This window comes from Halomonas sp. BC04 (assembly GCF_000568385.1).
In genome coordinates this window covers 1-25,895 of the sequence record NZ_AZQX01000148.1, presented here as the reverse complement: position 1 = coordinate 25,895, position 25,895 = coordinate 1, and the positions used below count along the sequence as shown (strand labels likewise).

General features: G+C 62.1%; 31 protein-coding genes and 4 pseudogenes. 13 read left to right on the top strand and 22 right to left on the bottom strand.

The window, feature by feature from the left end; all coding sequences use genetic code 11:
• Positions 1–14 precede the first annotated feature (14 nt).
• From Q427_RS30015 to Q427_RS10420, 3 genes are all read right to left on the bottom strand, one after another.
• Positions 15–326 carry a YkgJ family cysteine cluster protein gene (locus Q427_RS30015; RefSeq protein ID WP_081785936.1) on the bottom strand — a complete coding sequence of 104 codons (312 nt, stop codon included), beginning with the start codon at positions 324–326 and terminating at the stop codon, positions 15–17.
• 181 nt (positions 327–507) lie between these two features.
• Positions 508–1,314, bottom strand: coding sequence for an alpha/beta fold hydrolase (locus Q427_RS10425; protein WP_081785935.1), 807 nt, complete (start codon positions 1,312–1,314; stop codon positions 508–510).
• Between the two features lie 104 nt (positions 1,315–1,418).
• Positions 1,419–1,898: a GFA family protein gene (locus tag Q427_RS10420; protein WP_043513605.1), complete on the bottom strand. Its 480-nt coding sequence runs from the start codon at positions 1,896–1,898 to the stop codon at positions 1,419–1,421.
• On the opposite strand from Q427_RS10420, the gene Q427_RS31205 reads away from it, so the two are divergent.
• On the top strand, positions 1,897–2,034 hold the full coding sequence (locus Q427_RS31205; protein WP_155833529.1) for a hypothetical protein: 138 nt from the start codon (positions 1,897–1,899) through the stop codon (positions 2,032–2,034). The genes Q427_RS10420 and Q427_RS31205 overlap by 2 nt on opposite strands.
• Positions 2,035–2,124: 90 nt before the next feature.
• On the opposite strand, the gene Q427_RS10415 is transcribed toward Q427_RS31205, so the two are convergent.
• The 3 genes from Q427_RS10415 to Q427_RS10410 all read right to left on the bottom strand — a co-directional run bounded on the left by Q427_RS10415 (position 2,125) and on the right by Q427_RS10410 (position 4,807).
• On the bottom strand, positions 2,125–3,183 hold the full coding sequence (locus Q427_RS10415) for a helix-turn-helix transcriptional regulator (RefSeq protein ID WP_043513603.1): 1,059 nt from the start codon (positions 3,181–3,183) through the stop codon (positions 2,125–2,127).
• Positions 3,184–3,996: 813 nt separating this feature from the next.
• Positions 3,997–4,356: a hypothetical protein gene (locus tag Q427_RS28780; RefSeq protein WP_051496282.1), complete on the bottom strand. Its 360-nt coding sequence runs from the start codon at positions 4,354–4,356 to the stop codon at positions 3,997–3,999.
• On the bottom strand, positions 4,274–4,807 hold the full coding sequence (locus Q427_RS10410; RefSeq protein WP_051496281.1) for a class I SAM-dependent methyltransferase: 534 nt from the start codon (positions 4,805–4,807) through the stop codon (positions 4,274–4,276). The genes Q427_RS28780 and Q427_RS10410 overlap by 83 nt, the downstream gene beginning before the upstream one ends.
• Before the next feature lie 270 nt (positions 4,808–5,077).
• On the opposite strand from Q427_RS10410, the gene Q427_RS33815 reads away from it, so the two are divergent.
• Positions 5,078–5,674 carry an MASE2 domain-containing protein gene (locus Q427_RS33815; protein WP_231613603.1) on the top strand — a complete coding sequence of 199 codons (597 nt, stop codon included), beginning with the start codon at positions 5,078–5,080 and terminating at the stop codon, positions 5,672–5,674.
• Positions 5,675–5,888: 214 nt separating this feature from the next.
• Positions 5,889–6,605, top strand: coding sequence for a GGDEF domain-containing protein (locus Q427_RS33810; protein WP_231613602.1), 717 nt, complete (start codon positions 5,889–5,891; stop codon positions 6,603–6,605).
• A gap of 42 nt (positions 6,606–6,647) precedes the next feature.
• Here the strand turns inward: Q427_RS33810 and Q427_RS36815 are convergent.
• Positions 6,648–7,072 (bottom strand): annotated as a pseudogene (locus Q427_RS36815) (DUF2938 domain-containing protein).
• 128 nt (positions 7,073–7,200) lie between these two features.
• Here Q427_RS36815 and Q427_RS10395 point away from each other — a divergent pair.
• Positions 7,201–7,614, top strand: a complete 414-nt coding sequence (locus Q427_RS10395; protein ID WP_043513601.1) for a helix-turn-helix domain-containing protein — start codon at positions 7,201–7,203, stop codon at positions 7,612–7,614.
• A 34-nt stretch (positions 7,615–7,648) separates the two neighbouring features.
• Here the strand turns inward: Q427_RS10395 and Q427_RS10390 are convergent, their stop codons facing one another.
• Positions 7,649–8,998 carry a cytochrome P450 gene (locus Q427_RS10390; protein ID WP_043513599.1) on the bottom strand — a complete coding sequence of 450 codons (1,350 nt, stop codon included), beginning with the start codon at positions 8,996–8,998 and terminating at the stop codon, positions 7,649–7,651.
• Between the two features lie 129 nt (positions 8,999–9,127).
• Here Q427_RS10390 and Q427_RS10385 point away from each other — a divergent pair, with 129 nt between their 5' ends.
• Together Q427_RS10385 and Q427_RS10380 are read left to right on the top strand one after the other, a co-directional pair.
• On the top strand, positions 9,128–9,493 hold the full coding sequence (locus tag Q427_RS10385; protein ID WP_043513596.1) for a hypothetical protein: 366 nt from the start codon (positions 9,128–9,130) through the stop codon (positions 9,491–9,493).
• A complete protein-coding gene (locus Q427_RS10380) occupies positions 9,494–9,700 on the top strand; it encodes a DUF1289 domain-containing protein (RefSeq protein ID WP_043513594.1) in 207 nt (68 codons plus the stop codon).
• A 26-nt stretch (positions 9,701–9,726) separates the two neighbouring features.
• Here Q427_RS10380 and Q427_RS10375 read toward each other — a convergent pair.
• A pseudogene (locus Q427_RS10375) lies at positions 9,727–10,934 on the bottom strand (methionine gamma-lyase).
• Positions 10,935–11,063: 129 nt separating this feature from the next.
• Between Q427_RS10375 and Q427_RS10370 the strand changes: the two are divergent.
• From Q427_RS10370 to Q427_RS10360, 3 genes are all read left to right on the top strand, one after another.
• Positions 11,064–11,528, top strand: a complete 465-nt coding sequence (locus Q427_RS10370) for an Lrp/AsnC family transcriptional regulator (RefSeq protein ID WP_043513593.1) — start codon at positions 11,064–11,066, stop codon at positions 11,526–11,528.
• 86 nt (positions 11,529–11,614) lie between these two features.
• Positions 11,615–12,520: a cation diffusion facilitator family transporter gene (locus Q427_RS10365; protein ID WP_043513591.1), complete on the top strand. Its 906-nt coding sequence runs from the start codon at positions 11,615–11,617 to the stop codon at positions 12,518–12,520.
• A gap of 125 nt (positions 12,521–12,645) precedes the next feature.
• On the top strand, positions 12,646–13,593 hold the full coding sequence (locus Q427_RS10360; RefSeq protein WP_043513588.1) for a threonine ammonia-lyase: 948 nt from the start codon (positions 12,646–12,648) through the stop codon (positions 13,591–13,593).
• 3 nt (positions 13,594–13,596) lie between these two features.
• Here the strand turns inward: Q427_RS10360 and Q427_RS10355 are convergent, their stop codons facing one another.
• On the bottom strand, positions 13,597–14,199 hold the full coding sequence (locus tag Q427_RS10355; RefSeq protein ID WP_043513587.1) for a LysE family translocator: 603 nt from the start codon (positions 14,197–14,199) through the stop codon (positions 13,597–13,599).
• Positions 14,200–14,294: 95 nt separating this feature from the next.
• Between Q427_RS10355 and Q427_RS36165 the strand changes: the two are divergent.
• The 3 genes and pseudogenes from Q427_RS36165 to Q427_RS36155 form a co-directional block, all read left to right on the top strand.
• A pseudogene (locus Q427_RS36165) lies at positions 14,295–14,420 on the top strand (hypothetical protein); the annotation flags it as partial.
• 125 nt (positions 14,421–14,545) lie between these two features.
• A complete protein-coding gene (locus Q427_RS36160; protein WP_331280601.1) occupies positions 14,546–15,100 on the top strand; it encodes an aminotransferase class I/II-fold pyridoxal phosphate-dependent enzyme in 555 nt (184 codons plus the stop codon).
• A 101-nt stretch (positions 15,101–15,201) separates the two neighbouring features.
• Positions 15,202–15,687, top strand: coding sequence for an aminotransferase class I/II-fold pyridoxal phosphate-dependent enzyme (locus Q427_RS36155; RefSeq protein WP_331280600.1), 486 nt, complete (start codon positions 15,202–15,204; stop codon positions 15,685–15,687).
• Positions 15,688–15,694: 7 nt separating this feature from the next.
• Here the strand turns inward: Q427_RS36155 and Q427_RS10345 are convergent, their stop codons facing one another.
• The 7 genes and pseudogenes from Q427_RS10345 to Q427_RS10325 form a co-directional block, all read right to left on the bottom strand.
• Positions 15,695–16,501: a DUF2182 domain-containing protein gene (locus tag Q427_RS10345; RefSeq protein ID WP_197030586.1), complete on the bottom strand. Its 807-nt coding sequence runs from the start codon at positions 16,499–16,501 to the stop codon at positions 15,695–15,697.
• Complete coding sequence (locus Q427_RS10340) at positions 16,498–17,127, bottom strand: DUF1326 domain-containing protein (protein ID WP_043513585.1); 630 nt, start codon at positions 17,125–17,127, stop codon at positions 16,498–16,500. The genes Q427_RS10345 and Q427_RS10340 overlap by 4 nt, the downstream gene beginning before the upstream one ends.
• 145 nt (positions 17,128–17,272) lie before the next feature.
• On the bottom strand, positions 17,273–17,551 hold the full coding sequence (locus Q427_RS36810; protein ID WP_197030585.1) for a TetR family transcriptional regulator C-terminal domain-containing protein: 279 nt from the start codon (positions 17,549–17,551) through the stop codon (positions 17,273–17,275).
• Positions 17,467–17,850 (bottom strand): TetR family transcriptional regulator, encoded by a 384-nt coding sequence (locus Q427_RS36805; RefSeq protein WP_197030584.1) that lies wholly within the window; start codon positions 17,848–17,850, stop codon positions 17,467–17,469. The genes Q427_RS36810 and Q427_RS36805 overlap by 85 nt, the downstream gene beginning before the upstream one ends.
• 152 nt (positions 17,851–18,002) lie before the next feature.
• Complete coding sequence (locus Q427_RS10330) at positions 18,003–18,812, bottom strand: acetate/propionate family kinase (protein WP_269321223.1); 810 nt, start codon at positions 18,810–18,812, stop codon at positions 18,003–18,005.
• A 61-nt stretch (positions 18,813–18,873) separates the two neighbouring features.
• Positions 18,874–19,218, bottom strand: a pseudogene (locus Q427_RS35260) (acetate/propionate family kinase); the annotation flags it as partial.
• Positions 19,218–20,618, bottom strand: coding sequence for a bifunctional enoyl-CoA hydratase/phosphate acetyltransferase (locus Q427_RS10325; protein WP_043513629.1), 1,401 nt, complete (start codon positions 20,616–20,618; stop codon positions 19,218–19,220). The pseudogene Q427_RS35260 and the gene Q427_RS10325, both read right to left, overlap by 1 nt.
• A gap of 188 nt (positions 20,619–20,806) precedes the next feature.
• Between Q427_RS10325 and Q427_RS30010 the strand changes: the two genes are divergently transcribed.
• A complete protein-coding gene (locus Q427_RS30010) occupies positions 20,807–21,340 on the top strand; it encodes a RidA family protein (RefSeq protein WP_331280599.1) in 534 nt (177 codons plus the stop codon).
• Here the strand turns inward: Q427_RS30010 and Q427_RS10320 are convergent.
• The 5 genes from Q427_RS10320 to Q427_RS10300 all read right to left on the bottom strand — a co-directional run.
• Positions 21,261–22,226 carry a substrate-binding domain-containing protein gene (locus Q427_RS10320; RefSeq protein ID WP_043513582.1) on the bottom strand — a complete coding sequence of 322 codons (966 nt, stop codon included), beginning with the start codon at positions 22,224–22,226 and terminating at the stop codon, positions 21,261–21,263. The genes Q427_RS30010 and Q427_RS10320 overlap by 80 nt on opposite strands.
• Positions 22,227–22,335: 109 nt before the next feature.
• Positions 22,336–22,827 carry a gluconokinase gene (locus Q427_RS10315; RefSeq protein ID WP_043513581.1) on the bottom strand — a complete coding sequence of 164 codons (492 nt, stop codon included), beginning with the start codon at positions 22,825–22,827 and terminating at the stop codon, positions 22,336–22,338.
• A gap of 19 nt (positions 22,828–22,846) precedes the next feature.
• The gene (locus Q427_RS10310) at positions 22,847–24,325 is read right to left on the bottom strand and encodes a tripartite tricarboxylate transporter permease (protein ID WP_043513579.1); all 1,479 of its coding nucleotides are present in this window, start codon (positions 24,323–24,325) and stop codon (positions 22,847–22,849) included.
• Positions 24,326–24,410: 85 nt separating this feature from the next.
• Positions 24,411–25,370: a tripartite tricarboxylate transporter substrate binding protein gene (locus Q427_RS10305; RefSeq protein ID WP_043513577.1), complete on the bottom strand. Its 960-nt coding sequence runs from the start codon at positions 25,368–25,370 to the stop codon at positions 24,411–24,413.
• Between the two features lie 86 nt (positions 25,371–25,456).
• The coding region (locus tag Q427_RS10300) for a tripartite tricarboxylate transporter TctB family protein (RefSeq protein WP_043513627.1) at positions 25,457–25,895 on the bottom strand (439 nt) is incomplete at its 5' end.

Sequence of the window (25,895 nt, the reverse complement as noted above, 5' to 3'; positions counted from 1 at the left end):
CGGTAGCAATGTGCTCATTCAGGAGTTTGAAGGTTCTCGTCCAGTTCCTTTCTTTCGACAAGACACTCATACGAGCCCACTTCGAACTCACGACAGATCCAGGGTCGATTTTCGTAAATCGTACACATGAATGTTTCACGATCGAGAGCCGAGCACCAACCATCCTCCAGGCGGCGCATGGTTTCTCCGCCCCACTCATCGTAAGCAATATGCCTTTCGGGAACACCCGTATCTGTAATGATCATGACTTCCAACCGACAGCAACAAGCCTGACAAGTTGAACAAGTCACCTCGGGCTCGGGTTTATCTTTAAAAAATACGGTCATTTATAGTCGCTGCCGGATAAATAGCGAGACAATACTCCAACTCAACCAGTCATTCAAACTCACAGAAAAACAATTTTTGTTCATGCATCGTTATCCAGATGATCCAGCATTTTGTAAGCCCCCGGCACCCCAGCTAGGCGCATAACGCAGGAGAGCCATGCATTCGTGATGCCTATCCCAATCACAACAAGAAGCGTGAGACCGAATTGACATACAGCTCAGGCGAAGTGGTCACTGCCTCATGCGCCTGCCCTGGAAGCGCTTCGACACAAACGTCTGGAAGAACGGCTGCCAGCGCGTCGGTTACGTACAGTTCTCGAGGGCTTTCCGTGCCAGCCTGCAGCATCACTGGCATCGCCAGGTTGCGAAAGCTTTCAGGCTCGAAATGGTAATTCACCAGTGCTCGAATATCGCCGAACGAAGCCTCGGCGTCAGCGACGATCTCGTTCCATGGTTCTGTCGAATGTAACGTCTCGATCTCCTCAGCCTGCACTGCAAGCGTGTCACGAAAGAATGCTGTCGTAAAATCTTCCCAGTCAGCAGCCTGCGCCAGCTTCTCTAGCCGCTCCAGCTGCTCCTGGTGAAGGATCTGCGGCCAGGGCGGCTCATAGAGAATCAGCTTACGAATACGGTGGGGGAGTAAGGCGGCCGCAGCCAGTGCAACCTGTGCCCCGTAGGAATGCCCAAGCAGGAAGACCGGCTCATCGACTGAATCGATCAGTGCAGCAACGTCCTCGGCCTCATCCGTCACTTCATGAGCTTTAGTGGCATCCGTCTCACCCCTGCCACGGCGGGCAACAGCGTAGACAGTGAAGTTCTCCTCGAAGGATGGCCTTACCAGCTCCCAGTTCGACCTATGGTCGCTGAAGCTCCCATGTACGAGCATCAAGGGCGGACCATTGCCGCCCTTGTCATAGGAAAGGTGGATGCCGGACGGCGATATTAGCTTATACACACCTACCTCCATATCGACAATCTCAACGCCCACGCCTACTGGCTGGCCACCTGTTCCCGTGTTCGATTGGACGTCACCCCTTACCCGAGACGACCTACACTCTCGTGTTTCGCCAACCCATCAAACAGTGGGAATTTTCATGACTCATCCTCTTCCAAGCCCAGCCGTCGGTGCCACTCGGCAATGCTCTCTTCGGGATAACCGGCGAAACACTGGTCATGCTCTCGCGCCTCGACCTCCACCCAGCTTGGCTTGGCGTCCAGCAGCAGGTGAACCCGCTCGGGCGGGGTCGGTAGTTCGCTGTCGATGGCCGAGGCGAAGGGGTGGACCAGGGTGGGCCAGCGCGGATCGTAGACCCACAGCGCCGCGGCGCAGTGGCGGCAGAAGTGGCGTTCGCCGGGGCTCGGCTCGCCGTCGATCACGGCATGGTAGACGCCCTTGTGCTCGCTGCCTTCGACACGGAGAGTCTCGGCCCGCCCGCTCAGGTTGATGGCGTAGCCGCCACCGCCGGCCGTCTTGCGACAGATCGAGCAGTAGCAGCGCTGGTAGGGATAGGGATGCGGCGAGTCGACGCTGAAACGCACCGCACCACAGTGGCAAGCCCCCTGGAGTCGCATGCTGTCACCTCTTCGTCAGGTCCACTCACTTCAGTCTAGTCGCCTGCCTACCAACATCTCCATGAAGAAGCTGGCCCCGTCGCTGCTGTATCACGATGTCGATCTCCATGTGGTCCGCGACAAGCGCTTGCGGTGATTCGTTGTAACCTCCCACAGGCTCGGGGCGGAGTTGACACAGAAGCGAGCCAACGGCGTGGATAGCGCCTATGGCACGATCAGGGGAGGGTTAGAGGAGGCCAAGGCGACTTGCCTTTGCGACCGCGGCTGCACGCGAGGAGCAGTCCAGTCGGGTATAGATGTTGGCCAAGTGACGATGGACCGTGTGCTCGCTCAGCACCAGGTGCTCGGCAATCTGCCGTTCGGTGAGGCCTTCTGCCGCCAGCTTCAGGATCTGCACCTGCCGCCGGGTGAGCGGGCACGACTCCCGCGTGGTGTCGCTCCCGACCAGCTCAGCGAGCAGGGCGGTCGCTCGATCGGCCTCGCGGGAGGCGTCCAGTGCTTCCAGTGTCGACCATGCCCGGCGTGCCTCGATCACAGCCAGTTCCGAGCAGGCGGTCGATGACAGCACCTGTGCCAACTCGAGGCGCGCCAGCGCGGCCTCATAAGGGGTGCCGGCGCGGTCGAAGCTGGCGATGGCGTCGGCGTAGTGTCGTGCCGCAAGCTCGACATCGTTGTTGGCGGTCGCGAGTCTTGCCTCACATAACTGCGCCGTCGCCAGCAGGGAGCTGGTGCCGACTGTCGCTGCGAGATGACGCAGCTCTCGGGCGAGCTCAGCCGCCTTGCCTGGGGCCTGGAGTGCAAGCCGGGCACGCACACCGACCTCAAGCGCATCCACCCGCTTCGGGCTGGCTTCCGGCAGTTGACGCAGTGCACGCTCGGCCAGTGCCGCCGCGCCGGCGGCATCGCCCGCCTCGAGGTGAATCGCCGCCAAACCGGCTTGCGCGAACCATTGCTCGCCGGCTTCCTCGAAGGCCTGTCGAGCCTCGGTTTGACGGCCCTGGCGACGGCGCAGGTCGCCAAGCCGGGCAAGTGCGTCGGCATACCATGCCTGCGGGCCGTGTGGGAGCCGTTCGACCGCGGTAACGAGTTCCCGCTCCGCGTCGAGCCAGCGGCCGCGGCGCGTGAGAATACAACCGAAGTGTGAACGGCAATTTCCGACGACGAACGGGACGCCCAGGCGGTTGCTGAACGCGCTGATCTGTTGGCTCCACTGCCAGCCACGCTCGTCATCGCGCAGTTCCTCGCAGGCAGAGAGTAGCAGGCAGCACGACCAGACTGCGGGCACGAGCTCCTCGTACTCCCCGGCCAGGCGGCCGTCGTCGCCTCGCCAAGGCAGCGCAATCCGGCAGCGATTTCTCCCTGCTCCAGCAATACGACCCCTTCCATGGCGACACCGAACATCTGCAACCCGACTTCCGCATGTGCCCGGCCAATTCTCTGGGCCTCGCCCACCAGACGTCGCGCCAGGGCGGGTTGCCGGCTGTCCAGCGCCAGGTAGGCGTCGAACACTGCCTGCCAGCCGTGTTCCGGGGACTCGTCCAGTCCGCCGAGGAGGCGCCGGGCCCGGGCGAACCACCCCTCCGCGACGGCGAACGCGCCCCCGTACCATAGGTGGTCGTCGCCGATCCACATCGCCATCCGTGCGGCCCCGAGGAGATCGGCTGCCGCGTGATATTCGCGGTAGGCATGTTCCCGCGTTGCGAGGCAGGCCGTCAGGTCTTCCTGCCACCAGTAGATCCAACTCAGTCCTTCGAGTGCAGCCGGATCATTGTTCTGCGCCAGCACCGAGTCGAAGCACGACCGTGCCTGCACCCACCCGCCCTGGGAGAGTGCGCGATACCCTTCGGTAACCGCTTCCTTGGTCAATGTCGGCTCGGTCATGGAGCGATCCCGTGGCCTGAGTATCCCTTTAGCAAAAACCTAGCAAAAGCCATTCCGCTGCCGGCGACGGGACGGCCCGGCTCGCGGAAAACGGCGTACTCAGTTTAGCAGCCGCCATGGCAAGGCGATCACCGTAGAGGTGGATCATCCTGCCTTTGATCGCCAGCCATGGCGGCCTGCGGCGTTTCCACGGCGCTGCTCTTCTCACCGTCTCTTCTCACCGACGCTTGCCGGTGATGACGAGGTACTCGGCCGGTAGTACGACCCGGCCATCTGCGGCTTTGTATCGCGCGAACAGGTCCGCAAGCTCGGCTTCCAGGTCAGGCCATCGGCTCTCGGACAGGGCCAACTCGCGGGCGAAGTTGACCGGCCCCAGGTTATCGGTGTAACAAGCAACGGCCGCATCGACCGAAGCGTGCGTGATTTCCCAGGTAGCGCGTTCGAAACCAGGCGAAAGACCGGTGCCCTCGAAGAGCTCGCGAACCCGTGCCTCGTCACCCCAGGCCAGGGGTGGGTCGACGAACTCCGGGTCGGGTGGCAGGTAGCCGGCGACGATGCGGAAAAAGTCGCCAAACACCCCGTCGGGCGTCCAGGCACACAGCCCGAGTCGACCGCCTGGCGCGAGCACTGGCGAGCTCGTCGGCAACGACCTCGTGGCGGGGAGCGAACATGCAGCCAAAGGTCGACAGCACCACGTCGGCTTCGGCGTCGGGCAATGGCAGGTCTTCGGCATCGCCTTCGACCCACTCGACGGTGACCCCGGCCTCCTTCGCGCGGGCGCGCGCAATCTCGAGCATCTCCGGGGTGAGATCCACGCCAGTGACCCGGGCGCCCGCCTGTGCCGCCGGAATGGCGGCGTTGCCGCTGCCGCAGGCCACGTCGATGACCCTCTGATCTGCGCTGACACCGAGTCGGCGCACGAGCTGCGCACCGACCTCGTAAAGGTTCTCAGCGCGCATCATCGCATCGTAATCACCCCGCGCCCACACCGAGCGAGCTGCTGACTTGATATCGGAGAGTTGTTGCATGGTGGCCTCCTTGAGGATGGGGACAACACCAGTATCGACCCGAGAGCCTCTGGGCGGCTTCGCCTAAGCGGGCCAACTTGGTGGCTGGTCACCATGGCACGGACAGGTGATGGCGCCATCGAATTCCCCGGGATTAGTGCTGCGATGATGCCCGCTAGCTGCTCCTGATGTTAGGCTGTCTGACAGAATCGTTTGAAACGCTCTCACCCGATCCGGTTTACTTCGACCATGCCTCCAGCATGGCAAGACATTAGAATAACGAACTAGACCTTGAACAAGATCAAGCCTTCTCCACCTCATGAGCAGCTCCTCTTCAAGCGTCCCCATCGTCTCGCCAGGGCTACGCTGGTCCCTCGTGCCATCGGTGTTTGCCACACCTTCGGGCTTACCTTATGGATCGCCTCGATTGACAGTAGCGGCTGGTCATTGATTTTGCCGGGGCTGCTAATGCTGCTGTGGCCGGGCGTGGCTTACCTTCATGCGGCGATAGCCCAGAACTCGAAGCGCGCAGAATTCAGAAACATGCTTGCCGACAGTTTTTTGTTCGGCATTTGGTGCGGCGTACTCGATTTCTACGTGCTGGGAACGATTACCATCGGCCTTGCATGCCTGATGAACAACATGGTGGTCGGCGGCCTACGAAGAATGATGTCCTCCATGGCCCTGTTCGTGGGTGGCGCCTTGGCCTGGACCACTATCACAGGGTTCGATTTTCGGCCTCAGGTTGGCACCGGGCTGGATATCTACCAGGCGCCGGCGCTGTGGCATACCTGCTTTCACTCGCCTATGCGATGTACGGCCAGAACCGACAGATCGGGAGAAGCATCATCGAGAGCAAGTTCAAGAACAGGGTCTTCCAGGCGCTGATCGATCTCGGTGTGGTGGCCAATCGCGCGGCAGACATCAACACCCTGCTGGAAGATTCGTTGCAGCACCTGTACGCCAACTTTCCGGAATACGGCTTTGCCGTCTTTCTTCAAGAGCGCCAACGGCCCGAAGTGACACGCTACGCGGCCGTTGCCGGCGTGAGGCTTGGCCCAGAGGATGAGCGCGTCTTGGGAGCCTGCTGGCGCAGCATCAGATGCGACAGGAAAGCAGCGTCAAGCTGCGTACCGGGACAGAGGGCGAGCAGTTGTACGCTACCCCCATGGCGGGGCGGCTCAACCAGTACGAGGGCTGGCTGATTGTACGTGCCCCCAGGCTGAACGCTGCCCTGGAGAGAATGCTGCCACTGTTCGTCGACCAACTGGCAATGGCCACCGAGAACAAACTGCTGAACCTGGCGCTGAAAAAGACGGCCGAGCGCGACGGGTTGACCGGGCTTTACAACCGGGGCTTCTTCGAGTCGGCCCTGCAGTTGAGCATCCAGGGCAAGACCCAGTCGCCAGGCCTGGATTTTGCTTTATTGATGATGGATGTCGACGGGCTCAAGGAAGTGAACGACCACTATGGACACCTGGCAGGCGACCAGCTCATCAAGACAGTCGCAGAACGCCTGGAAAACCTGTGTCGTGAAGGCGACATTCTCTCACGCTACGGCGGTGACGAATTCGTCATCCTGTTTCCTTCCGCAGACCTGTCGGCACCCAATCGCCTTGCCGAACTAATAAGAGACCGACTGGAAGGCCAGCGTTGTGTCACCACAAACGCTCAAGGCGTTCCCATCGAAGTGCCGATTCGCCTGAGCCTGGGTTGCGCCAGCTCAACCGAAACCTCCCCACAGGAGGTACTGGGACTGGCGGACAAGCGCATGTATGACGACAAGCGCCACCGGCGCAGACAAAGCACCCTAGGCTGAACGATACCTCCTCAGAGCCCCCGGCTGTCGCGGGTTACCGAGTCAGACCAGAAGCGTCCAGGCTTTAGCGGCGAGAAAGAGACCAATGGCAAAGGCAAGATGCGCCGCGAGGCTCTTCAATCGGGTGATCGTCGGCTTCGGCGTACGCGAGCCGGCAATACCGATCCCTAAGGCGGGCTGCATGATGAAGAAGGGAGCCACCACGCTACCGACACTGACAATCAGCGCGGGCGCCAGCGTGGGATTGCGCACCCACTCCAGCCCCCAGAGTGAAACCAGCAGCGCGGCGAAAGCGATACCGATGGAGTACAACCCCAAGTGCGCTCACCGGCCACGGGCGGCGCGGCCATGATGGCGTCGTGCCGGAACTTGCCCCGGGGGAAGTAGCCAATCCACCTTGCCACCAGTGCGTAGTCGAGCGGTGGTGCCTGGAAGACACGTTTCTGAATTTCGCCCCAGAGATCCATCACGAGCGTGGCCCCAATGCCAATTGCCACGGAATGCAGGAGTATTTCGATAACTTCGTGCATGCTTGACTTGCCCCTTTGTCCACATCGATTCCAATGTACGAATTCAAGTGAACTTGAGGTCAAGTGTGAAAACCCTGGATATTGCCGAGGTGGCCCGGCGTTCCGGCTTGCCCGCCTCTACCCTGCGTTACTACGAAGAGAAAGGACTCATCCGCTCGGTCGGCCGTCACGGTTTGCGACGCTTGTTTGCGGAAAACATTCTCGAGCGGCTATCGCTGATTGCGCTCGGGCAAAACGCGGGGTTTTCACTGGATGAGATCGGCGGCATGCTCGGTGCCAGGGGCGGCCCCGATATCATCCGTGCCCAGCTCATGGAAAAGGCGGATGAACTGGACCGAAGCATCCGCCGATTGACGGCCATGCGCGACGGCCTGCGCCATGCAGCCGCCCGCCCTGCCCCCAGCCATATGGAGTGTCCGACCTTCCAACGTCTACTTCGCCATGCCGCCCGGCCAACCCGGAAGCGGCATGGGCAGTGAGCGGCAATGGATAGGCCGAGAGCCCCGCAAGCCTTTAATATGCCCTGATCTTGAACGCAAGGTCGTAGTTGTTGAGCAGCGGCGGCATGAGCTTGCTGCTGAGCAGGCGATCGGGCGGGTTCAGCTCACACTCTCTCCCCTGCAGTAGCCTGGCCAGCATGTGGCTGGTCACGGTCAGCACCACGCGCCGCCCGGGACAGATGCCGGGACCGCCGCTGAACGGCATCATCGGCCAATTCCCAGCCTCGCCCGGCTGCAGCCAGAGGTCGGGATCGAACAGGTTGGCATTGTCCAGCACCCGATCGTCGCGATGGAAGTACGGCGCAAGCAGCAGCACCGAGGTCTCGGCCGGCATGGTGCCGTTCTCCCACTCCGTCTCTTCAGTGGTCTGGCGCAGCACCATGGGTGTGGTGGGCCACAGGCGTAGCGACTCGAGCAGGCAGGCGCGCAGGTAGTCGAGCGTGGGAGCCGGCTGTTGCAGATTCTCCGCTATCTCGACCTGGGCACGCTCGGCATGATCGGGATGAGCGGCCAGTAGCGCCAGGGCGCGGAATGTGGCCATACCCGCCGGGTCGAAGGCGAACAGGTACTGTGGCACCTGGTGCTCAGGCTGGGTGGTGTCAGTCGTGGCTACTCGGGCGATTTCCGCAGCCAGGCTGCCCTCCTCCCCAAGCTCCAGGTAGGTACACAAGCGCTCGTGGAAATCGTCTTGCACTCGGTCGTGGCCCGGATGAAAGAAGGCCCAGTTGCCCGCGCTGCGCAACGTTTCCAGCATTTCAGTCAGAGCCTGGTCATCGCGGGCGGCATCGCCCAGCACCACGCGGCGTACCACCCGGTTCCAGGTCGTCTCGAACATCTCCCAGTCGAGCTTTCCATCGTGCTCTTCGACGAGCGCGAGCAGCTCATTGGCTTCCTGTTCAACGACCTGTGCGAAGCGTGCTCCAAGCCCGTGCACCGGGCACTCGCTCTGCAGCACCTCCTCGTTGAAGCGACGCCGTTCGGCGCGCTCGGGGCCGTGGGACACCAGAGCCATTTCAGGCTCGAAGTGCTCCAGCGCCTTGCGCTTGGCCCACTCGGCAGTGGCGAACGGCTCGGGGGTTTCGTTCAGGACGCGATTAGCATGTTCAGGGTCGAGAATCAGCGCCATCGGCCTGCTGTCCGGCGTGTTCAGCATCAGCGGTCCGGCGCCGTATTTTTCGTTGAGCTTCTGCAGGCGCTCGATTGCACGCTTGTCCAGCCCCAGCTTTTCCGCCATGCCGACCACCTTGGGCCGCCGGATGATCACACCCTTGGCAATGTTTGGCACCAAGACATCGCCCATCACGGCCAGGGTTTCAGCCACGGTGGCCGAAGGCACCAAGCCGGTATCCGATTCCTTAGACATATCACTCTCCTTCGGTTTGCCGCTTGTCTTGCCCCCCTTGGCTGGCAAGTCTAGGCTAGCCTGCGGGATTGAAAGAGGCGCCTTGGGTAATTCCTTGTTTCAGAAAGATACCAGCACACTGGAGACGACATGATCGCCAAGCGGGAACGCGGCAGGGTGGAGCGGCAATTGATCGCTTCGTTGACGCAGGTTTGCGAAATGGCCAAGCCAACCCTTCCCGGGTTCTGCTGGTTGACCCATCGCGTCGACTACCGACACTTCCCCGAGAGCCTGGAAGTGACCTGGGTCTTCGATACCCACGCCGACCTGGCCAGGGCGCTCAAGGGCGATGCCCAGCATCGCATGCACGATTTCACCGCCGAGGCCCTGGCTGAGGCAGGTATCGACACCGGCGACGTCTCACGCCACGTCAACTTCGATAGTGAAGAAGCGTGTCAGAGCGCCCACGGCGGCGACTGGCAGCGGCGGCTACGTGAAACGCCGGTGAGACACTGAATGGCCAAGGAAATTGAGAGCCCCTGTGTCTCAGTTTGCCGGCTCAAGGGCGACCTATGCGTTGGCTGTGGCAGGTCGCTGGAGGAGATACGGCACTGGAAGGCGATGAAGCGACCGGAGAAGATCGCCACGGTAAAGCGCGCCGATCAACGTCTGAAGAAGATGGCACCAATCAGCGAGTCGATGGCGCCAACCGAGCAAACGTAGCTGTTTCGGCAGGACAGGCTCCCCCTTCAATCCTCGTTCAAGCTATCGAGGGCCTGGGACAGGTCGTCAAGGATGTCCCCGACGGTTTCCAGTCCGACCGAAAGACGAACCAGGTCGTCTGAAATGCCATGCTCTGCGCGCTCTTCCGGTGTGAGGACGGAGTGGGTCATGCTGGCCGGATGCTGGATGAGCGTTTCCGCATCGCCCAGGGAGACGGCGCGGCAGATCAACGTGAGGCGATTCATGAACTGCCGGCCGGCTTCAATCCCGCCAGCCAGTTCGAAGGCCATGACACCGCCAAAGTCGCTCATTTGCCGCCTGGCCAATTCGTGCTGGGAAAAACTCTCCAGCCCGGGGTAGTGGACACGCTTGATCCTCGGGTGCTGCTCCAGCCAACGCGCCACTACCAGGCAGAGGCGGATTGATGCGCCATGCGTATCTCCAGGGTCTTGAGACCACGCATGACCAGGAAGGCGGTGAAGGGCGACATCACCGCGCCGGTAAAATCCTTCAAGCCGGTCAGGCGGATCTTGAACATATCCGCTTCGCTGCCCACCAGGATACCGGCAACGAGATCACCGTGTCCGCCCAGGAACTTGGTGGCGGAGTGGACGACGAAGTCCGCCCCCCGCTCCATGGGCCGGGTGATGACCGGGGTGGCGTAGGTATTGTCCACGGCCACCTGGGCACCGTGACGATGGGCGATCTCACCGATGGCTTCGATATCCACCAGGCGCATGGTGGGATTGGCCGGGGTTTCGAAATAGACGACTCGGGTCTTGTCGCTGATCACGGCTTCCAGCTTCGCCGGATCGGAGAGGTCCACCGGTCTGACCCGGATACCGAACTCGGCCAGGCCGTGGTAGAAGAAGGCGTGGGTGCAGCCATAGAGGGTACTGTCGGTAATCAGTTCATCACCCGGGCGCAGCAGGCTCCACATCAGCGCGGTGATGGCGCCCATGCCTGAGGCGGTTGCCAGGCCCGCCTCGGCCCCTTCGAGGCTGGCCATGCGCTTTTCCAGAATCTCCACGGTGGGATTGGAGACACGAGAGTAGAAATGCCCTGGCGCTTCGCCGGCAAAGCGGGCTGCCCCCTGTTCGACGCTGTCGAAGGCAAAGGTGGAAGTCAGATGCACCGGCGGTGTCAGTGCACCTTGCTCGTCCAGTGGCTCATAGCCTTCGTGAATGGCTCGCGTGGCGAACCCCTGACCCTGCGTTTGCCTGCACTGCGACATGGTTCGACTCCTGCCCTGATGCGTTGTTATGCCCTATCCCTCAATCCTAGGCGCATTACCAGGCATTTGCGTTCCTTTCGTGCCCTCTTTAGAGTCAAGTACGCAATATTCTGCCGATGAGCGATCGCCATGGACCGAATCGACCGAAAAATCCTGCATGAGCTGCAACTGGATGGCCGACTGAGCAATCAGGAACTTGCCCAGCGGGTGAACCTCTCGCCCTCGCCTTGCCTCAGGCGGGTGCGGCGACTGGAGGAGGAGGGGATGATTCAAGGCTATACGGCCGTGGTGGACCAGAAGGCCTACGGCTACCCGCTGACCGTCTTTGCGCGCATCGCTCTGGAGCGCCACGACACGGTCACCGTGCTGGAGTTCGAGCGGCGGGTGAAGGAGATCGATGAGATCATCGACTGCTTCATGATGACCGGCCAACGGGATTACCTGCTACGCGTGGTAGCGGCTAGCCTGGAAGATTACGAGCGCTTTGTCCGCCAGACACTGCACACCATTCCTGGCATCGGCTCCATCGATACCAGCTTCGCTTTCGGCGTGGTCAAGCGCTCCCCGGCACTGCCGCCGCTCTCCCCCCGCTGATTGACTCGGTAATGCCGCCTTTGAACTTCCTGACCCTATTGCGGCGCTGACTTACAATGGAAGGTTCTCCGTTTCGAGCCAACATCATGCAAGCCTCCCTCGAGCAACGTGCGCTAAAGATTTCCATTTTCGTCACCCTACTGGTTTCCGCCATGGGGGTGACCTTCGGCCTGCTGGCCGGGTCACGATCCATTCTCTTCGATGGGGTCTTCTCGACCATCGATGCGGCGATGTCGGCGCTGGCCCTGCTGGTTGCCCGACTGGCCATGCGCGAGGCCAGCCAGCGCTTCCAGCACGGCTACTGGCACCTGGAACCGCTGGTCGCCGCGCTCAACGGCAGTATCCTGATGCTGCTGTGCTTCTACGCCTTTCTCAACGCGGTGCAGGCTCTGCTGGAGGGAGGTCGAGAGCTCGCCTTCGACATCGCCATCGTCTATGCCGTGGTAGTGGCCACGGCCTGCTTCGTGATGTACGCCTATCAGCGCCGCATCAACCGCCGGGCCGATTCGGAGTTCGTGCGCATCGACATGCAGGGTTGGCTGATGGCGGCATTGATCACCACTTCGCTGCTGGTGGCCTTTACCATAGCGCTGGGGCTTGAGCGGACGGCCTATGCCCACCTGACGCCCTATGTGGATTCGCTGTTGCTGATGGTTCTGACCTTCTGCTTCATGCCGGTGCCCATCGGCATCGTGCGGCGTGCCCTGAAGGAAATCTTCCTGATCGCCCCCAGCCATATCGACCGGGAAGTGCATGCCGCCATGGAGCCGGTCATGCAGCGCGAGGGCCTGCGGCAGTATTTCAGCCACGTGGCAAAAGCCGGTCGCGGTCACTACATCGAGATCCACATCGTCACCGCTCCAGATTTTGCCAGCGATCGCGGCATTGCCTTGCTTGATGACATCCGCGAACAGATCGCCGCCGGGCTGAGCATTCCACCGGAGCGGCGCTGGTTCACCGTGGCTTTTACCGCCGACCCCCGCTGGGCCTAGACTTCGTCTGGAAAGCGACAGCGCAACAGCCTGTCATCGACCCAGGATTCGGCCCGGCCATGCGAGATGGCTAAGCTGTATGTTAGTCAGGTAGAACCTATCTAACAGAGCGCGAGGAGGTCGGCATGATTCACTTGCAGCAGGTACAACAGGCAAGGGCCTCCATAGCACCAATGCTCTCTCCCACCCCCCTGCTGCTCGACCACCAGCTGTCCGACCGCTTCGGTCGACGCATCTGGCTCAAGGGTGAACTCTTCCAGCGCACCGGCTCCTTCAAGGCGCGGGGCGGGCTCTTCTGGGTACGAACGGCCTCCCGGGCGGAGCTCGCCGGTGGCCTGGGCGCCGTCTCGGCCGGCAACCATGCCCTTGGGCTGGCCTGGGCGGCCCGCAAGGTGGCCGCTCCGGTCACCATCGTGATGCCCGAAAACGCCAGCCACTTCAAGGTCTCGGGCAGCCGCGAGCTGGGGGCCGAAGTGATCCTGCATGGCGACATCAACGACGCCTGGGCACTGATGCATCGGCTGGTCGAGGAGCGGGGCCTGACACTGGTGCACCCCTACGATAACGAACGCATCATCGCCGGCCAGGGCACCGTGGGGCTGGAGATTCTCGAGCAGGCGCCCAAGGCGTCTGCCATTGTCTGCCCCGTTGGCGGCGGCGGGCTGATATCGGGCATCGGCGTCGTCACGGCGGCAATGCGCCCCGAACTCGCGCTGATCGGCGTCGAGCCGAGTGGCGCTGCCAGCATGACCCATGCCTGGGCGAGTGGGGCACCCCGTCCGCTGGCGCAGGTGGGCACGTGCGCCAAGAGCCTGGCAGCCGCCGTGGTCGGCGAGCACACCTATCCGCTTTGCCTGGCCAACACCCAGGAAATGGTCAGCGTCGGGGAAGGTGCCATTTACCGGGCCATGAAACACCTGATCCATGACGCCAAGCTGCTGGCCGAACCCGGAGCCGCCGTGGGTGTCGCCGCCCTGCTCGAAAGCGACATGGACCTGCCGCCTCGCGGGGACATCGTGGTGGTAATCACCGGAGGCAACATGAGCGGCGAGGAGCTGAGCGAGTTTCTTTAATTCTCATCCCAGAATGAAATAGACGCAGGCGGCGGTAAGCCCGCCCATCACGCCATTGAACACGCGCCACGCCCGCGGCGTGTGCAGCCAACGGCCAATGGCCGTGCCGAACCCAGCCCATAGCGCAATGCACGGAAGCGCCACCAGCTCGGCGAAGCCCGCCAGCATCAAGGCGTTCATGATCGTATCGCCCCCCTGGGGGAGAAAGCCCGCCATCAGCGCCAGGCCCATGACCCAGGCCTTGGGGTTGGCGAACTGGAAGGCCGCCGCCTGCCAGAAACTCAGCGGCCTCCCTTCGCCACGGCGGCGCAGGTCGGGCGGTGGTGCCGTGGCGATCTTCCAGGCCAGGTAAAGCAGGTATCCGCTGCCCACGATACGCAAGGTGGTCTGGACCAGAGGGTAGCGCTCGAAGACCAGCCCCAGCCCCAGGGCGATACCGGCAAACAGCAGGAAGCAACCGCCCAGGATGCCGAAGATATGCGGCAGGGTGCGCATGAAGCCGTAGTTGGCCCCTGAAGCCGTCAGCATCACGTTGTTCGGCCCGGGGGTGATGGTCATGGAAATCATGTAGAGGGCCGCAGGCCCCAGTAACGCTAAAGCTTCCATTTTGTATCCCTACAATTTTGCCCACATCGGTTGGTTTTGCGCGCACTTCCCAGCATAATGGGCACAATTATGGCGTCAAAGGTTTTATTGTCACCATGACAATGTGGCAACCCAGCATCACGACCAAAGGCCCCCGCTACCGTGGTATCGCCGATGCCATTGCTAGAGCGATACAGGCCGGCGAATTGGCGCCCGGCCAGCGCCTGCCACCTCAGCGTCGACTGGCCGATACTCTCGGTGTCACCGTAGGGACGGTGACCCGCGGCTATGCCGAGGCCGAACGCCAGGCTGGGTCACCGCGCGGATCGGCAGCGGTACCTACGTGCGGAACGGCGACACTTCCCCAATGTCCCCCTTGCGGCACAACCACACCACGGATGCCGGCACGATCGATCTCAGCCTTAGCCTGCCGCCGCCGCACCCTCTGCGTGCCGCCGCGCTGGGCAGGGCTCTACAGGGTATCGCCACCGATGGCGAGGTGCTTCAGCGCGCCGTGGAATTCCAGTCCGAGCGCGGCATCCCTGCCCATCGTGAGCGGCTGGCAGCCTGGATGACAAAGCTGGGCATGCCTGTCGAGGCCGAGGAACTACTGATCACACAAGGCGGACAGCACGGTATCAGCCTGGCACTTCAAGCGCTGACGCGACCGGGCGAACGCATCGCCGCCGATGTGCTCACCTACCCGGGGTTGATCGATGCCGCCCAGCAGTCGCACCTCAAGGTGATGGGCGTACCCATGGACGACGAAGGCATGGACATGGACGCCCTGGCCCGACTCTGCGCCCAGCAGCCACCCCGGCTCATCTATCTCACGCCGGACCAGAACAACCCCACCGGCGTGCCGCTCAGTGAACAGCGCCGCCAACGGCTGGTCGAGCTGGCACGAAGCACAATGTCCTGATCCTGGAGGATGGCGTCCAATACCTGCCGGAACAGGAGCGCGGCACACCGCTCTTTCACCTGGCACCGGAGCGCACCCTATTCATCTTCAGTACCGCCAAGGTGCTGGCCGGCGGGCTGCGCATCGGCACCCTGGTGGCGCCGCCCGCGCTGCGCGAACGCCTGGCGGCGGCACTGCGTGCCCAGAGCTGGATGGTCCCGTCATTGATGGTCGAGGCCGTGTGCCGCTGGGTGGCGAGCGACGACGACACGTCGCTGATCGCCTGGCAGACGCAGGAGCTGGGGGAGCGGCAGAGGCTAGCCCGGGAGAGGCTGGCCGGGTTCGATGTCAGCGGCCGCCCACATGGCGCCAACCTTTGGCTGCTGCTGCCGGAGGGGCTGCGCAGCGCGGTGCTGCAGGAAGCGCTGGCACGGCGCAACGTGCTGGTTACCAGCGCCGAGCCCTTCTGCGTAGGTAGCGAGCCCGCCCCGCAGGCGCTGCGCCTGTGCCTCAGTGCCGCACCATCGCAGGAAGCCCTGGCCCAGGCGCTGGATACCCTCGTCGAACTATTGAATGAACCTCCCGCCGCGCCCTGGCGCATGGTGTGAACCTGTCTCAATGCACGTGCATCGGCGCCACCGTGGGCACCAGATTCGGCAGCCAGGCCGGACCCATCATCACCAGCAGACCAAGCAGCATCAGCACGGCCCCCGTAGGCCGCACGATGCGCCTGCCGTGGCGCGCCACCTTCTCAAAGAGCATCAGCGCGGCAAGCGGCGCCATCCAGGCCAGGTTGGCAATTCCCACCACGAACATCACCAGCATCAGCGCCCAGCAGCAGCCGAGACAGAACAGACCATGACGCGCCCCCAGGTCAAAGCCGCCGAACATGCCCTGCCGATAGTGGTTGAGCAAAAACGAGCGTGGCTGGCGACACTTGTCCAGGCAGCGCTCCTTCAGCGAGGAGAACTGGAAAGCCCCGGCGATCACCAACACGCCGCCGGCCAACCACTCCGGATGATGCTGCAGCCAATGCCAATGCAGCGTTGCCCGCTCCAGTAGCGCGTCGCCCACCAATGCCAAAAGACCGAACAGGGTCCACACCGCCAGGTAGCCACCGAGGAAGCCGATACGGGCCATCCCCGGATGACGCTGCCCGGCGGAGGCTCGATTGAACAGGCCAACCATGGGCAGCGTGCTCGGCAGCATCATGGCGGCGATGTGCACCTGCCAGGCCGCCAGGAAGAGAGCGAGACTCCCCCAGACGGCCAGATCGTCAACCACCAGCCGATGGTGATGCACCCACTGCACCTGGTCGGTCAGTTCGGCACCGATGGCCAGCAGCCATGCCAGGCCGATGACCCCCATCAGGAGGGGAGCGCCCCGCCAGGCGGAGCCTCCCGTCACTGCGACCCCGCTCATGGCCGATGCTCCATCTTCCAGGCGGTCTGGATGGCGTTGTGTCCGTCGAAGGACCAGCTCATGTCGTGTTGCGGCATATTGACCCGATAACGCCGCGACTTGCCGAGATAGGCCGGGGCTCCCTTGACCGTGGTGAAGGCGCTGTCGTGCAGCGTGGCCGTGGTGCCATCCGGCGAAGACTGGATCGGCCCGAACTCCGCCTCGACCATGCCCTCGGCGAGGAAGCGCCCTTCGGCCTGGTGCGCCTCGTGCAGGATGGGGACCCGCTCGACGGCCACCAGCTCACCGACCAGGCTCGCCAGATCGGCCAGGGGCCCTCCCAACTTGCCACCAAAGGCGTCCAGCAGGGCATCGCACTGCACGTCACTGGCCTGCTTATCCACCAGCAATACCGATCGCCACTCCCCGGCCAGGGCGTTACCGGGAATATGGGCGACATTCACCAGGGTCAGGCCGGACACATCAACGCCGCGGGCCTCTCCCTGCTCCAGATTGAAGGCGATCACCCCGAAGCATTCGTTGCCGTCGGGGTCCTCGCCGATAAAGCAGGGACAGGAAACGGCACAGGAGCAGATCTCCAGCATGGTGCCTTCGAGTCGATAACCCTGCTCTGTTGCGGTATTCATCTTCCACCTCCACCAGCATCAGGATGTGTTTCCCTGGCGTGGCGGCAGTCCGTGAACACGCACGGCACAGGACACGCCGAGGGGCTCTCGCTCCACAGGCCGCCTGTCGCGGCCACATCCCTGGCAACCCGGCTGTCGGCCAACGTCAGGCGCGGGTCGCCGCCAAGAAATAGAAATCCAGCATCTGGTCAAGGGGCTTCGGGTCACGCCACAGGCGACTGCGCAACGCCGCGCCCTCCCAGCAGTTGAGCAGCAGGTTGGCCAGTTCCCTGGGGTCGGAACCCATTGGGATATCGCCGCGCTGGCGCGCCTCCTCCAGGCAGGCGGAGAGGCGCTGTGTCAGCTCACCGAAGCAGCCCTCGATCTTCTCCGCAAAGGTCGGTTGATGCCGGACAGTTCCTGTCCCAGCCCACCCAGCATGCAACCCAGGTACCCATCCCGGCGGTATTTCTCCCGCGACAGTTCGAAGAAGCGTCGCGCCCGATCCAGCGGCGGCAGCGACTGATCGCCCAGGGCAGCATCGAGCCCCTGGTGCACCTCGTCCATGTAGCGGTCGACGACCTGCAAGGCAAAATCCTCCTTGCTGCGGAAGTAGTGATAGAAAGAGCCCTTCGGCGTCCCGGTGGCCTGCAGCAGCGCCTGGATACCCAGGTCGTTGTAGCCGTGCTGAAGCAGCATCTCGAGTCCCGCCTCGAGCAAACGCTCACGTGTCGTATGTGCCATTTAAACCCCACTAGACTGACCGGTCTATTCGTAGCGTAGACAAAGAAGTGGCCCCGTCAAGGAGAGAACCTTATCGGTGATGCTCGACTTTAGGATTACGGCAATGATGAGGGGCGCTGTCGCGCTCAGCGTCACCGAAGGAACTGGCTCGCCTACACCGTGCTGGCCGTATGCCAGGCGATCATGCGCTCCTCGTCGGTGGGGATGACCCACAGGCCCACCCGGCTGCTCTCCGCAGCGATGTCGGTGGCATCGGCCTGATTGGCCGTCGGGTCGAGCACTGCACCAAGCCACTGGCAACCTTCCACCACCGCGGCGCGCACCGGGGGGGCCCGCTCGCCAATCCCGGCGGTGAACACCAGGTGGTCCAGGCCACCGAGGGCGGCGGCGAGGCTGCCGATCTCGCTGACGATACGGTAGACGAACAGCTCGATGGCCTCTGCGGCCTCGGGCGCATCGCACTGCAGCAGTTCTCGCATGTCACCACTGATGCCCGAGACACCCAGCAGGCCGGACTCCTTGTAGAGCATCTGCTGGACGGCTTCGGGCGCCATGCCTTCCTGAAGAATCAGGTGCAGTACCAGCCCCGGGTCGAGGCTGCCGCTGCGGGTGCCCATCATCAGTCCTTCCACGGCGGTGAAGCCCATGGTGGAGGCCACGCTCTTGCCGTCATGGATGGCGCAGAGGCTGGCACCGTTGCCCAGGTGAGCCACGATCACCCTACCCCCCGTCGCTACGCCGCCATGTGTCGGCAGGATCCGGTCGTTCAGAGCACGGTTGATGTAGTCGTAGGAGAGCCCATGGAAGCCGTAGCGGATGACGCCGGCGTCGCGGTACCGCCGCGGCAGAGGAAAGGTCCTCGCCACCGGGGGCTGGTCGGCATGAAAGGCCGTGTCGAAGCAGGCCACCTGGGGAAGGTCGGGCCGCAGCGCTGCCAGGGCACGCACCGGGCGCCAGGCCATAGGGCTGGTGCAGTGGAGCCAGCGGTACCAGGGCCTCCAGTGCATCGAGTGCATTGGCGTCGAGGCGCACCGGATCGACGTGGTCGCGGCCACCATGCACGATGCGATGCCCCACGGCACCGATATCTTCAAGATCCGGATGCGCTTCGATCCAGGCCAGCAGCTTGGACAATGCCCCATCGTGATCGAGATCGGTCGTCACCTCGCTCAGTGCAGAGCCTGCCGAGCCTGGATCCAGCGCCTCGCCCTCCCCGTCCTTGAGGCTGAGCCGTGCCTGACTGCCAAGACCGGCGAAGTGTCCGCGATAGCGCAGCTTCAGGTTCGTCGGCTCGCCCCCCGGTGTGGCGCCAAACAAGGCGAACTTGATGCTGGAGGAGCCGCTGTTGATGACCAGTATCTCACGCATCATGAGCGCTCCCGCTTCTGGTGTTCGGCCACCAGCAACGCCAGGGCACAGGAAGCCATGCGGGTGATGGCATCATCGGCACGGCTGGTGAGCACGATGGGGACCCGCGCGCCCACCACCAGGCCGGCCCCGGTGGCATCGGCCAGGTACGTCAGCTGTTTCATCAGCATGTTGGCCGACTCCAGGTCGGGCGCCACCAGGATATCCGCCCGCCCCGCCACGGGCGAGACGATGCCCTTGGCCTCGGCGGCCGCTTCGGACACGGCATTGTCGAAGGCCAGTGGACCGTCAATCGTGCCACCGCGGATCTGTCCCCGTTCGGCCATCTTGCACAGTGCGGCGGCTTCCAGCGTCGAGGCGATCTTGGGATTGACGGTTTCCACCGCCGAGAGTATCGCCACGTTGGGGTTGGCGTTGCCCAGGGCGTGGGCCAGGTCGATGGCGTTCTGGACGATATCCATCTTGTTGGCCAGCGTAGGGTAGATATTGATCGCGGCATCGGTGATGAACAGCGGCCGCGGATAGGTCGGCACGTCGAAGGCCATCACATGGCTCAAGCAGCGCTCGGTCCGCAGTCCCGTGTCGCGCTTGACCACCTCGTGAAGCAGTTCCTCGGTGTGCAGAGCCCCCTTCATGAGCGCCCCTACCCTGCCGGAACGGGTCATGGCGACCGCTTCGGCGGCTGCCGCATGGCTGTGGGGGACATCGACCAGCTCGAACTCACCGATGTCGATGCCGGCCGCCTCGGCGGCGGCACGGATCTTTCCCTCCGGCCCCACCAGCACCGGGCGTATCAGCCCTTGGCGAGCCGACTCGGCGGCACCCAGGATCGAGACCTCATCCACCGGATGCACCACCGCCATATCGACCGGTTCGGGGTGCTCTGCCGCCGCCAGCATCTCATGCAGCCGCGCCCGCTCGGCCAGCCGAATCCGCGGCAGCACGGTGCGTGGGCGACGAATCTTCTCGGTGGGCGCCTGGACCTCTGCCTCGCCTTCGATCACCGTATCGCCCTTCTGATTGGTGCAGAGACAGTCGAAGAGGATGCGCTTGCGCTGCTCATCCTTGCTGCGCACCCGGACGCTGACCCGAAGCACGTCGCCGAGCCTGACCGGCTTGAGAAAGCGCAGGGTCTGGCCCAGATAGATGGTGCCGGGCCCGGGCAGCTCGGTGCCTAGCACGGTGGAGATCAGGGCCCCGCCCCACATGCCGTGGGCGACCACTTCCTGGAACCGCGTGCTCTTGGCAAAGTCGTCGTCGAGATGGGTCGGATTGAAATCCCCCGACATGACGGCAAACAACTTGATGTCGTCCAGCGTCAGCCGCTTCTCGATCGATGCGCTTTCACCTGGCTGGATCTCGTCGAACGTACGATTCTCGATATGGTCATTGCTGTCCATCAGCCCGTCATCCTCCGTCTGCTTCATTTGCCCCAGCATACTGCGGCGCAGCAAAGTCTGCCTGTATTTATCCACCAGTATCTGATCGACATCAAGCGACAATGGGCACTGACGCGGGACCGCAACAGGCCAACTATAGTAAGTGAGTTACGATTAAGTGAGTTACGCAAACCATGGGGGAACGCCACATGCACCAGTATCTCAACGACCCGACCCTTGCCGTGCCAGTCTTTCCCGGCAGCCATATCGTCATGGATGATGGTTACATCTTTGTCTCGGGGCTGACGGTTACCGACATTCAGGGCGGTGAATCGGTGGTCGGCGACATCGCCGAAGAGACACGCTGGGTGATGCGTCGCCTGGCACGCATGCTGGAATATGCCGGGGCGAGCCTCGCCGACACGGTCCGGGTGGACGTCCACCTGACGAACCTGGATACGATTCACACCATGGACGCGGCCTATGCCGAATTTTTCGACGACCATCGTTACCCGGCCCGGACCTGCACCGAATCGCCACGCTCAGCGGCTCCTCGAACGTTGAGATCACCCTCGTTGCCCGTCGCCCTGCAGAAATGGAAGCCGACACCAAAGGCTGATTCGGCTCACCGAACGCCGCCGCGCCGGTATCACATCAGCGCTATCACAGAGTCATGCCGGGCTCGACCGTATACCCCAGATCGATCACCGCCTCACCCATGGCATTACCGTGAATGCGCTTGAGCAGCTCACTGGCGGCCCTGTTGCCGATGGCCTGGCGTGGCGTGATCACGCTGGCCAGCCGGGGCGTCATGACCTGCCCCACGTCATGCCCATGGAAGCCGGCGATCGCCATCTGCTCCGGCACCCGGATGCCGCGGCGCAGGCATTCGAAATAGGCCCCGACGGCAACGTCGTCGTTGGTACAGAAGAGCGCATCGGTCTGCGGGTATTGATCAACCACCTCGCCGAGAAGCGCCGCCCCCACGCTGTAGGACGAACGCTGGCTGCGCTGCAGGGTGAGGGGCTGCAGACCATGCTCCTCCACCGCCTGACGATAGCCCTGTTCACGCTGGCGGGTCCGCTCATCGAGGCGTACGGCAAGGTAGACAATATGGCGTCGGCCACGCTGAATCATCTCACTGACCATGTCATAGCCGGCCCGAACGTTGTCGAAGCCCACCGCCTGATGCAGCGGCGGTGTCAGCGAATCCATGATCTCCACGGTGGGTATCCCGGCGGTCTCCAGCATGCGGCAGGTACGGACGGTATGCAGACTGTCGGAGAGGATCACCCCGTCGACGTTGTAGGAGAGCAGCGAGGCCAGGCTACGCTCCTCGAGCTCCTGACTGTAGCCATAGTGGGAAAGCATCAGGTGGTAGCCGCTGGGCTCGGTGACCTCCTCGATGCCCACGAGCACATCGGCAAAGACCTGGTTGGTCAGCGACGGCACCAGCACGCCAATGGAGTGGCTCGTCGCCCGGGAGAGCAGGTCGGGGGCGCGATTGGGTATGTACCCGACCTGCTCCGCCGCGGCGAAGATGCGCTCACACAGCCCTTCGGATACGGTGGCCGGGTCGCGCAGGGCGCGGCTGACGGTCATCTTCGTCGCACCGACCCGGTCGGCAATGTCCTGGAGTGTTGGGCGTTTTTTTTTTCACATCGGCCTAAAGATCGGTTGATAGTCGCCGAGGCCTCCGGCGAGGCGTTATCGGCTGCTCAGTGGCACTATACCGAAATCACTGGCCCAGCGCCGCCAGACACTGGCGCAGGACCCCTTCCTCATCCAGGCGTATATCAATGGAAATCGCCTCGTCGGGGCCTGGAGGCTCCAGTTGTTCGAACTGGTTGCGTAGCATTTTTTCGCCACTGAAGTAGTGACCTTCCCGGTTGGCAAAGCGGGAGAGAATTGTCTCGAAGTCGCCATCCATATAGAGGAAGAGCAGCTCGGGGGCAGCTTCGCGCAACCGTTGTCGGTAGCGTCGCTTCAGCGCCGAGCAGCCCAGCACCAGGGCCGGCTCACGTTGAAGCAGGTCGGCCAGATCGGCCAACCAACCAGCACGATCAGCGTCGCTGAGGGGCTCACCACTGGCCATTTTTTTCACATTGGCTTCACTGTGAAAGTCATCCGCGTCGAAGAAGGGAACGTCCAGGTGCCGGGAAAGCCGCTCGCCGATCAGGCTCTTGCCACTGCCGGAGACGCCCATGACAATGATCTTCGGATAGTCCATCGCGTGTTCCATCCCTGGTTCAGCCGGTTTTCCGACGCATCTGAATGACCACCACCATCAGTGCCACCACCATCACCAGCAGGCCGATGGCCAACGGCGAAGAGAGCATGTACTGGATGAGCGGGATATCGCGAGCCCCGGCGATTCGCATGGCGCGAGCCAGATTGGTTTCGATCAAGGGGCCCAGTACGACGCCAATGATGATTGGAGCAAGCGGTACCTCGATCTTCTTGAAAATGGCGCCCGCAATGCCCAACACAATTGCGATGAAGACATCGAACAGGCTGTTGCGCAGGCTGTAGGCGCCAAACAGCGCGAAGACCAACACCGTTGGTACGATGTACTCCATGCGTATCTTGAGGATATAAGAGAAGTACTTGATGCCGACAGCGCCAATGATGGTCATGGCAATCACGGTCAACAGCATGCCGTATAGAAAGGTGTAAGCCACATCGGGGCGGTTGACGAAGAGGCTGGGCCCCAGAATGATGCCATGAATGACCAGCGCCCCTGCAATGATGGCACTGGTTGGGCTACCCGGCACACCCAACGCCAACAGGGGAACCATGGAACTGCCCACCGTGGCATTGTTGGCACTTTCGGCGGCAATGATGCCTTCCGGATTACCTTTCTCGAAAAGTTCGGGCTGCTTCGAGACACGCTTCGCTTCACCGTAAGACATGAACACGGCCAGGGTAGTACCAACCCCTGGCAAAAGTCCGACAACCGTGCCAATGATGCCTGACTTCCACACTAACAGGCGCTTTCTCAGAATCGACATTACGACTGTCATGCGCTTGATGCTCTGATCGCGATACTGCACCTGTTCGCCGGGCTTCTTCCCAATATTGAGGAACATCTCAGCGAAACAGAACAGTCCCAATACCACAGGCACAACGGAAATACCGGAGCGTAGATCGGCACTACCGAAAGTGAAGCGCTCTGAACCGGTGATCATGTCGATGCCGATGGTACTGATGAAGAGCCCGAACAGCACGGCAAAGGCTGCCTTGAGGAAACTGCCGCTGAGAGCCCCGACAATGACGAGCCCACTCAGCGAGACAAAGAACATCTCGGCGGGGCCGAATTGCAGGGCAAGTCTCGCCAGCGGCGGCGTAAAGAGTATAAGGATCAGTACGCCGATGAAGCCACCGAACATGCTGGAAAAAATCGAATAATAGAGCGCTTCCTTGGATCGACCCTGCTGCGTCAGGGGATACCCTTCCATGGCGACCGGCGCCGCCACGACATCACCAGGCACGTTGATCAATATGGCAGTGATAGAGCCGCCGTACATACCGCCCATATAGATACCACCCAGCAACAACAGGCCTATCTGTGGCTCCATGGTGAACGTCAGGGGAAGCAGCAGCGAGATGCCAATGGCACCATTGAGGCCCGGAATGGCTCCCACCACGATGCCGATCAGCACACCGGCAAACACCACCAGGAACACACTCGGCGTAAGGAGAACAGAAAGTATTGAAAGAAGATCCATGATCGCTGCCAGCGTCGCGAGTAAAACTGGGCCCGGGGGAAGTCAATACCCCGGGCCCGCCTGGGGTCGGTTAGGCCGTATCGACTCAGTCGCCGTTGAACTGTTCGAGGTTTTCCTCGATAACCGGTGAAAGCACGCTGTTGGAGCGCTCCACCATATCGCTGGCCTCATCGGCATTCAGGTAACGGTAGGGAATCGAAGCGCTGCGGAAGTTCTCGATCATTGCCTCGTTGGTGCTTATCTCATCGAGAGCCGCGGTAAGGATGTCACGCACATCATCAGGCAAGCCGGCCGGCGCTACCATGACACGAGAAACCCCCATTTCAAGATCGACACCCTGCTCCTTGAAGGTGGGGACATCCGGGAACATCTCCATGCGCTCGGCCGCCGCGAATCCGATCGGGGTACCTCCCGCATCGGTGATCGGGTCGTGGCTCATGGAAGATGTCGAAGCCAGGTCGATGTGATTCCCCAGTAGCGCATTCATCAGTTCGCCACCACCCGAATAGCGTATCGGAGTGGTATCAATCCCAAGCTCCTCGCTGAAAGCAAGGATGTTCAGGAGACCAAGGGCACCGGACTCACCGATCACGATGGCACCAGGGTTTTCCTCACCGTAGCTGCGCACAGCATCCAGGGTATCGAGGTCGCTGCCGGGGCTGGAAAAGATACCCATGGGCATATCATCGAAGGCGGCCAGGTATTCAAAACTGTCGGAATCGAAACTGGTATCGCGGGTATTTTCCAAGACAAAATTATCCGGATAGCCGAACACGCCAAGGGTATAACCATCGGCCTGGCTCCGGGCAATTTCGGCAATGCCAATTTCGCCGCCAGCCCCTTCACGGTTGACTACGTTAATCTGGCGTCCGAGTTCATCGCTCAGGCGGTCGGCGATGATCCGTGCCACGGTGTCGCCTCCGCCACCCGCACTATAGGGCACGATGATCTGTATATTCTTGGTGGGATACTCCTGCGCCAGGGCGGTGCCCGACGCTGCCATCAGAAAGGGTGCACTGAATAGAACTGCCAACTTCATTTTCATTGTCATCACCTTGGGTTGGTGTTTCATTCCACATCATCGCAGTATGAGCCGGCGTGATGCACAGGACACTCTGAACGCCTCGGCGATCAGAAGAGAACCCCGGAGGGGGCTGGGAGCCCCAACAGCAGGGTAAAGACCAAGTACATGAAGAGGGTAACCAATACAGCGAAGATGCCCCCTTTCACATACACTTTGCGCTTGAGGCTGGCCGGATCGACCCGATAGTCGTGATAGCAATAGATCACGAAGACCAGAAAAGCCGAGGCCACATAAAACCCGAAAACCATCAGGATCAGAAAGGTCAACAGCATGACGATCCCGGGCACCAGTATCTGGAATACCAGGGTGTCACGCATCTTGCTGCGCTCCTCCTGCACATTCGCAATGGCCTCGTCGCCGGCAACGGCCACCTTCTTGGTCTTGATAGCCGCATCGATGAGCATCAACAGGCCGGTAATCCCGATTCCCCAAAGCACCATTTTCGGGAACATGGCGGAACGCYKGGGAGATCGCCCACCTGTGTAT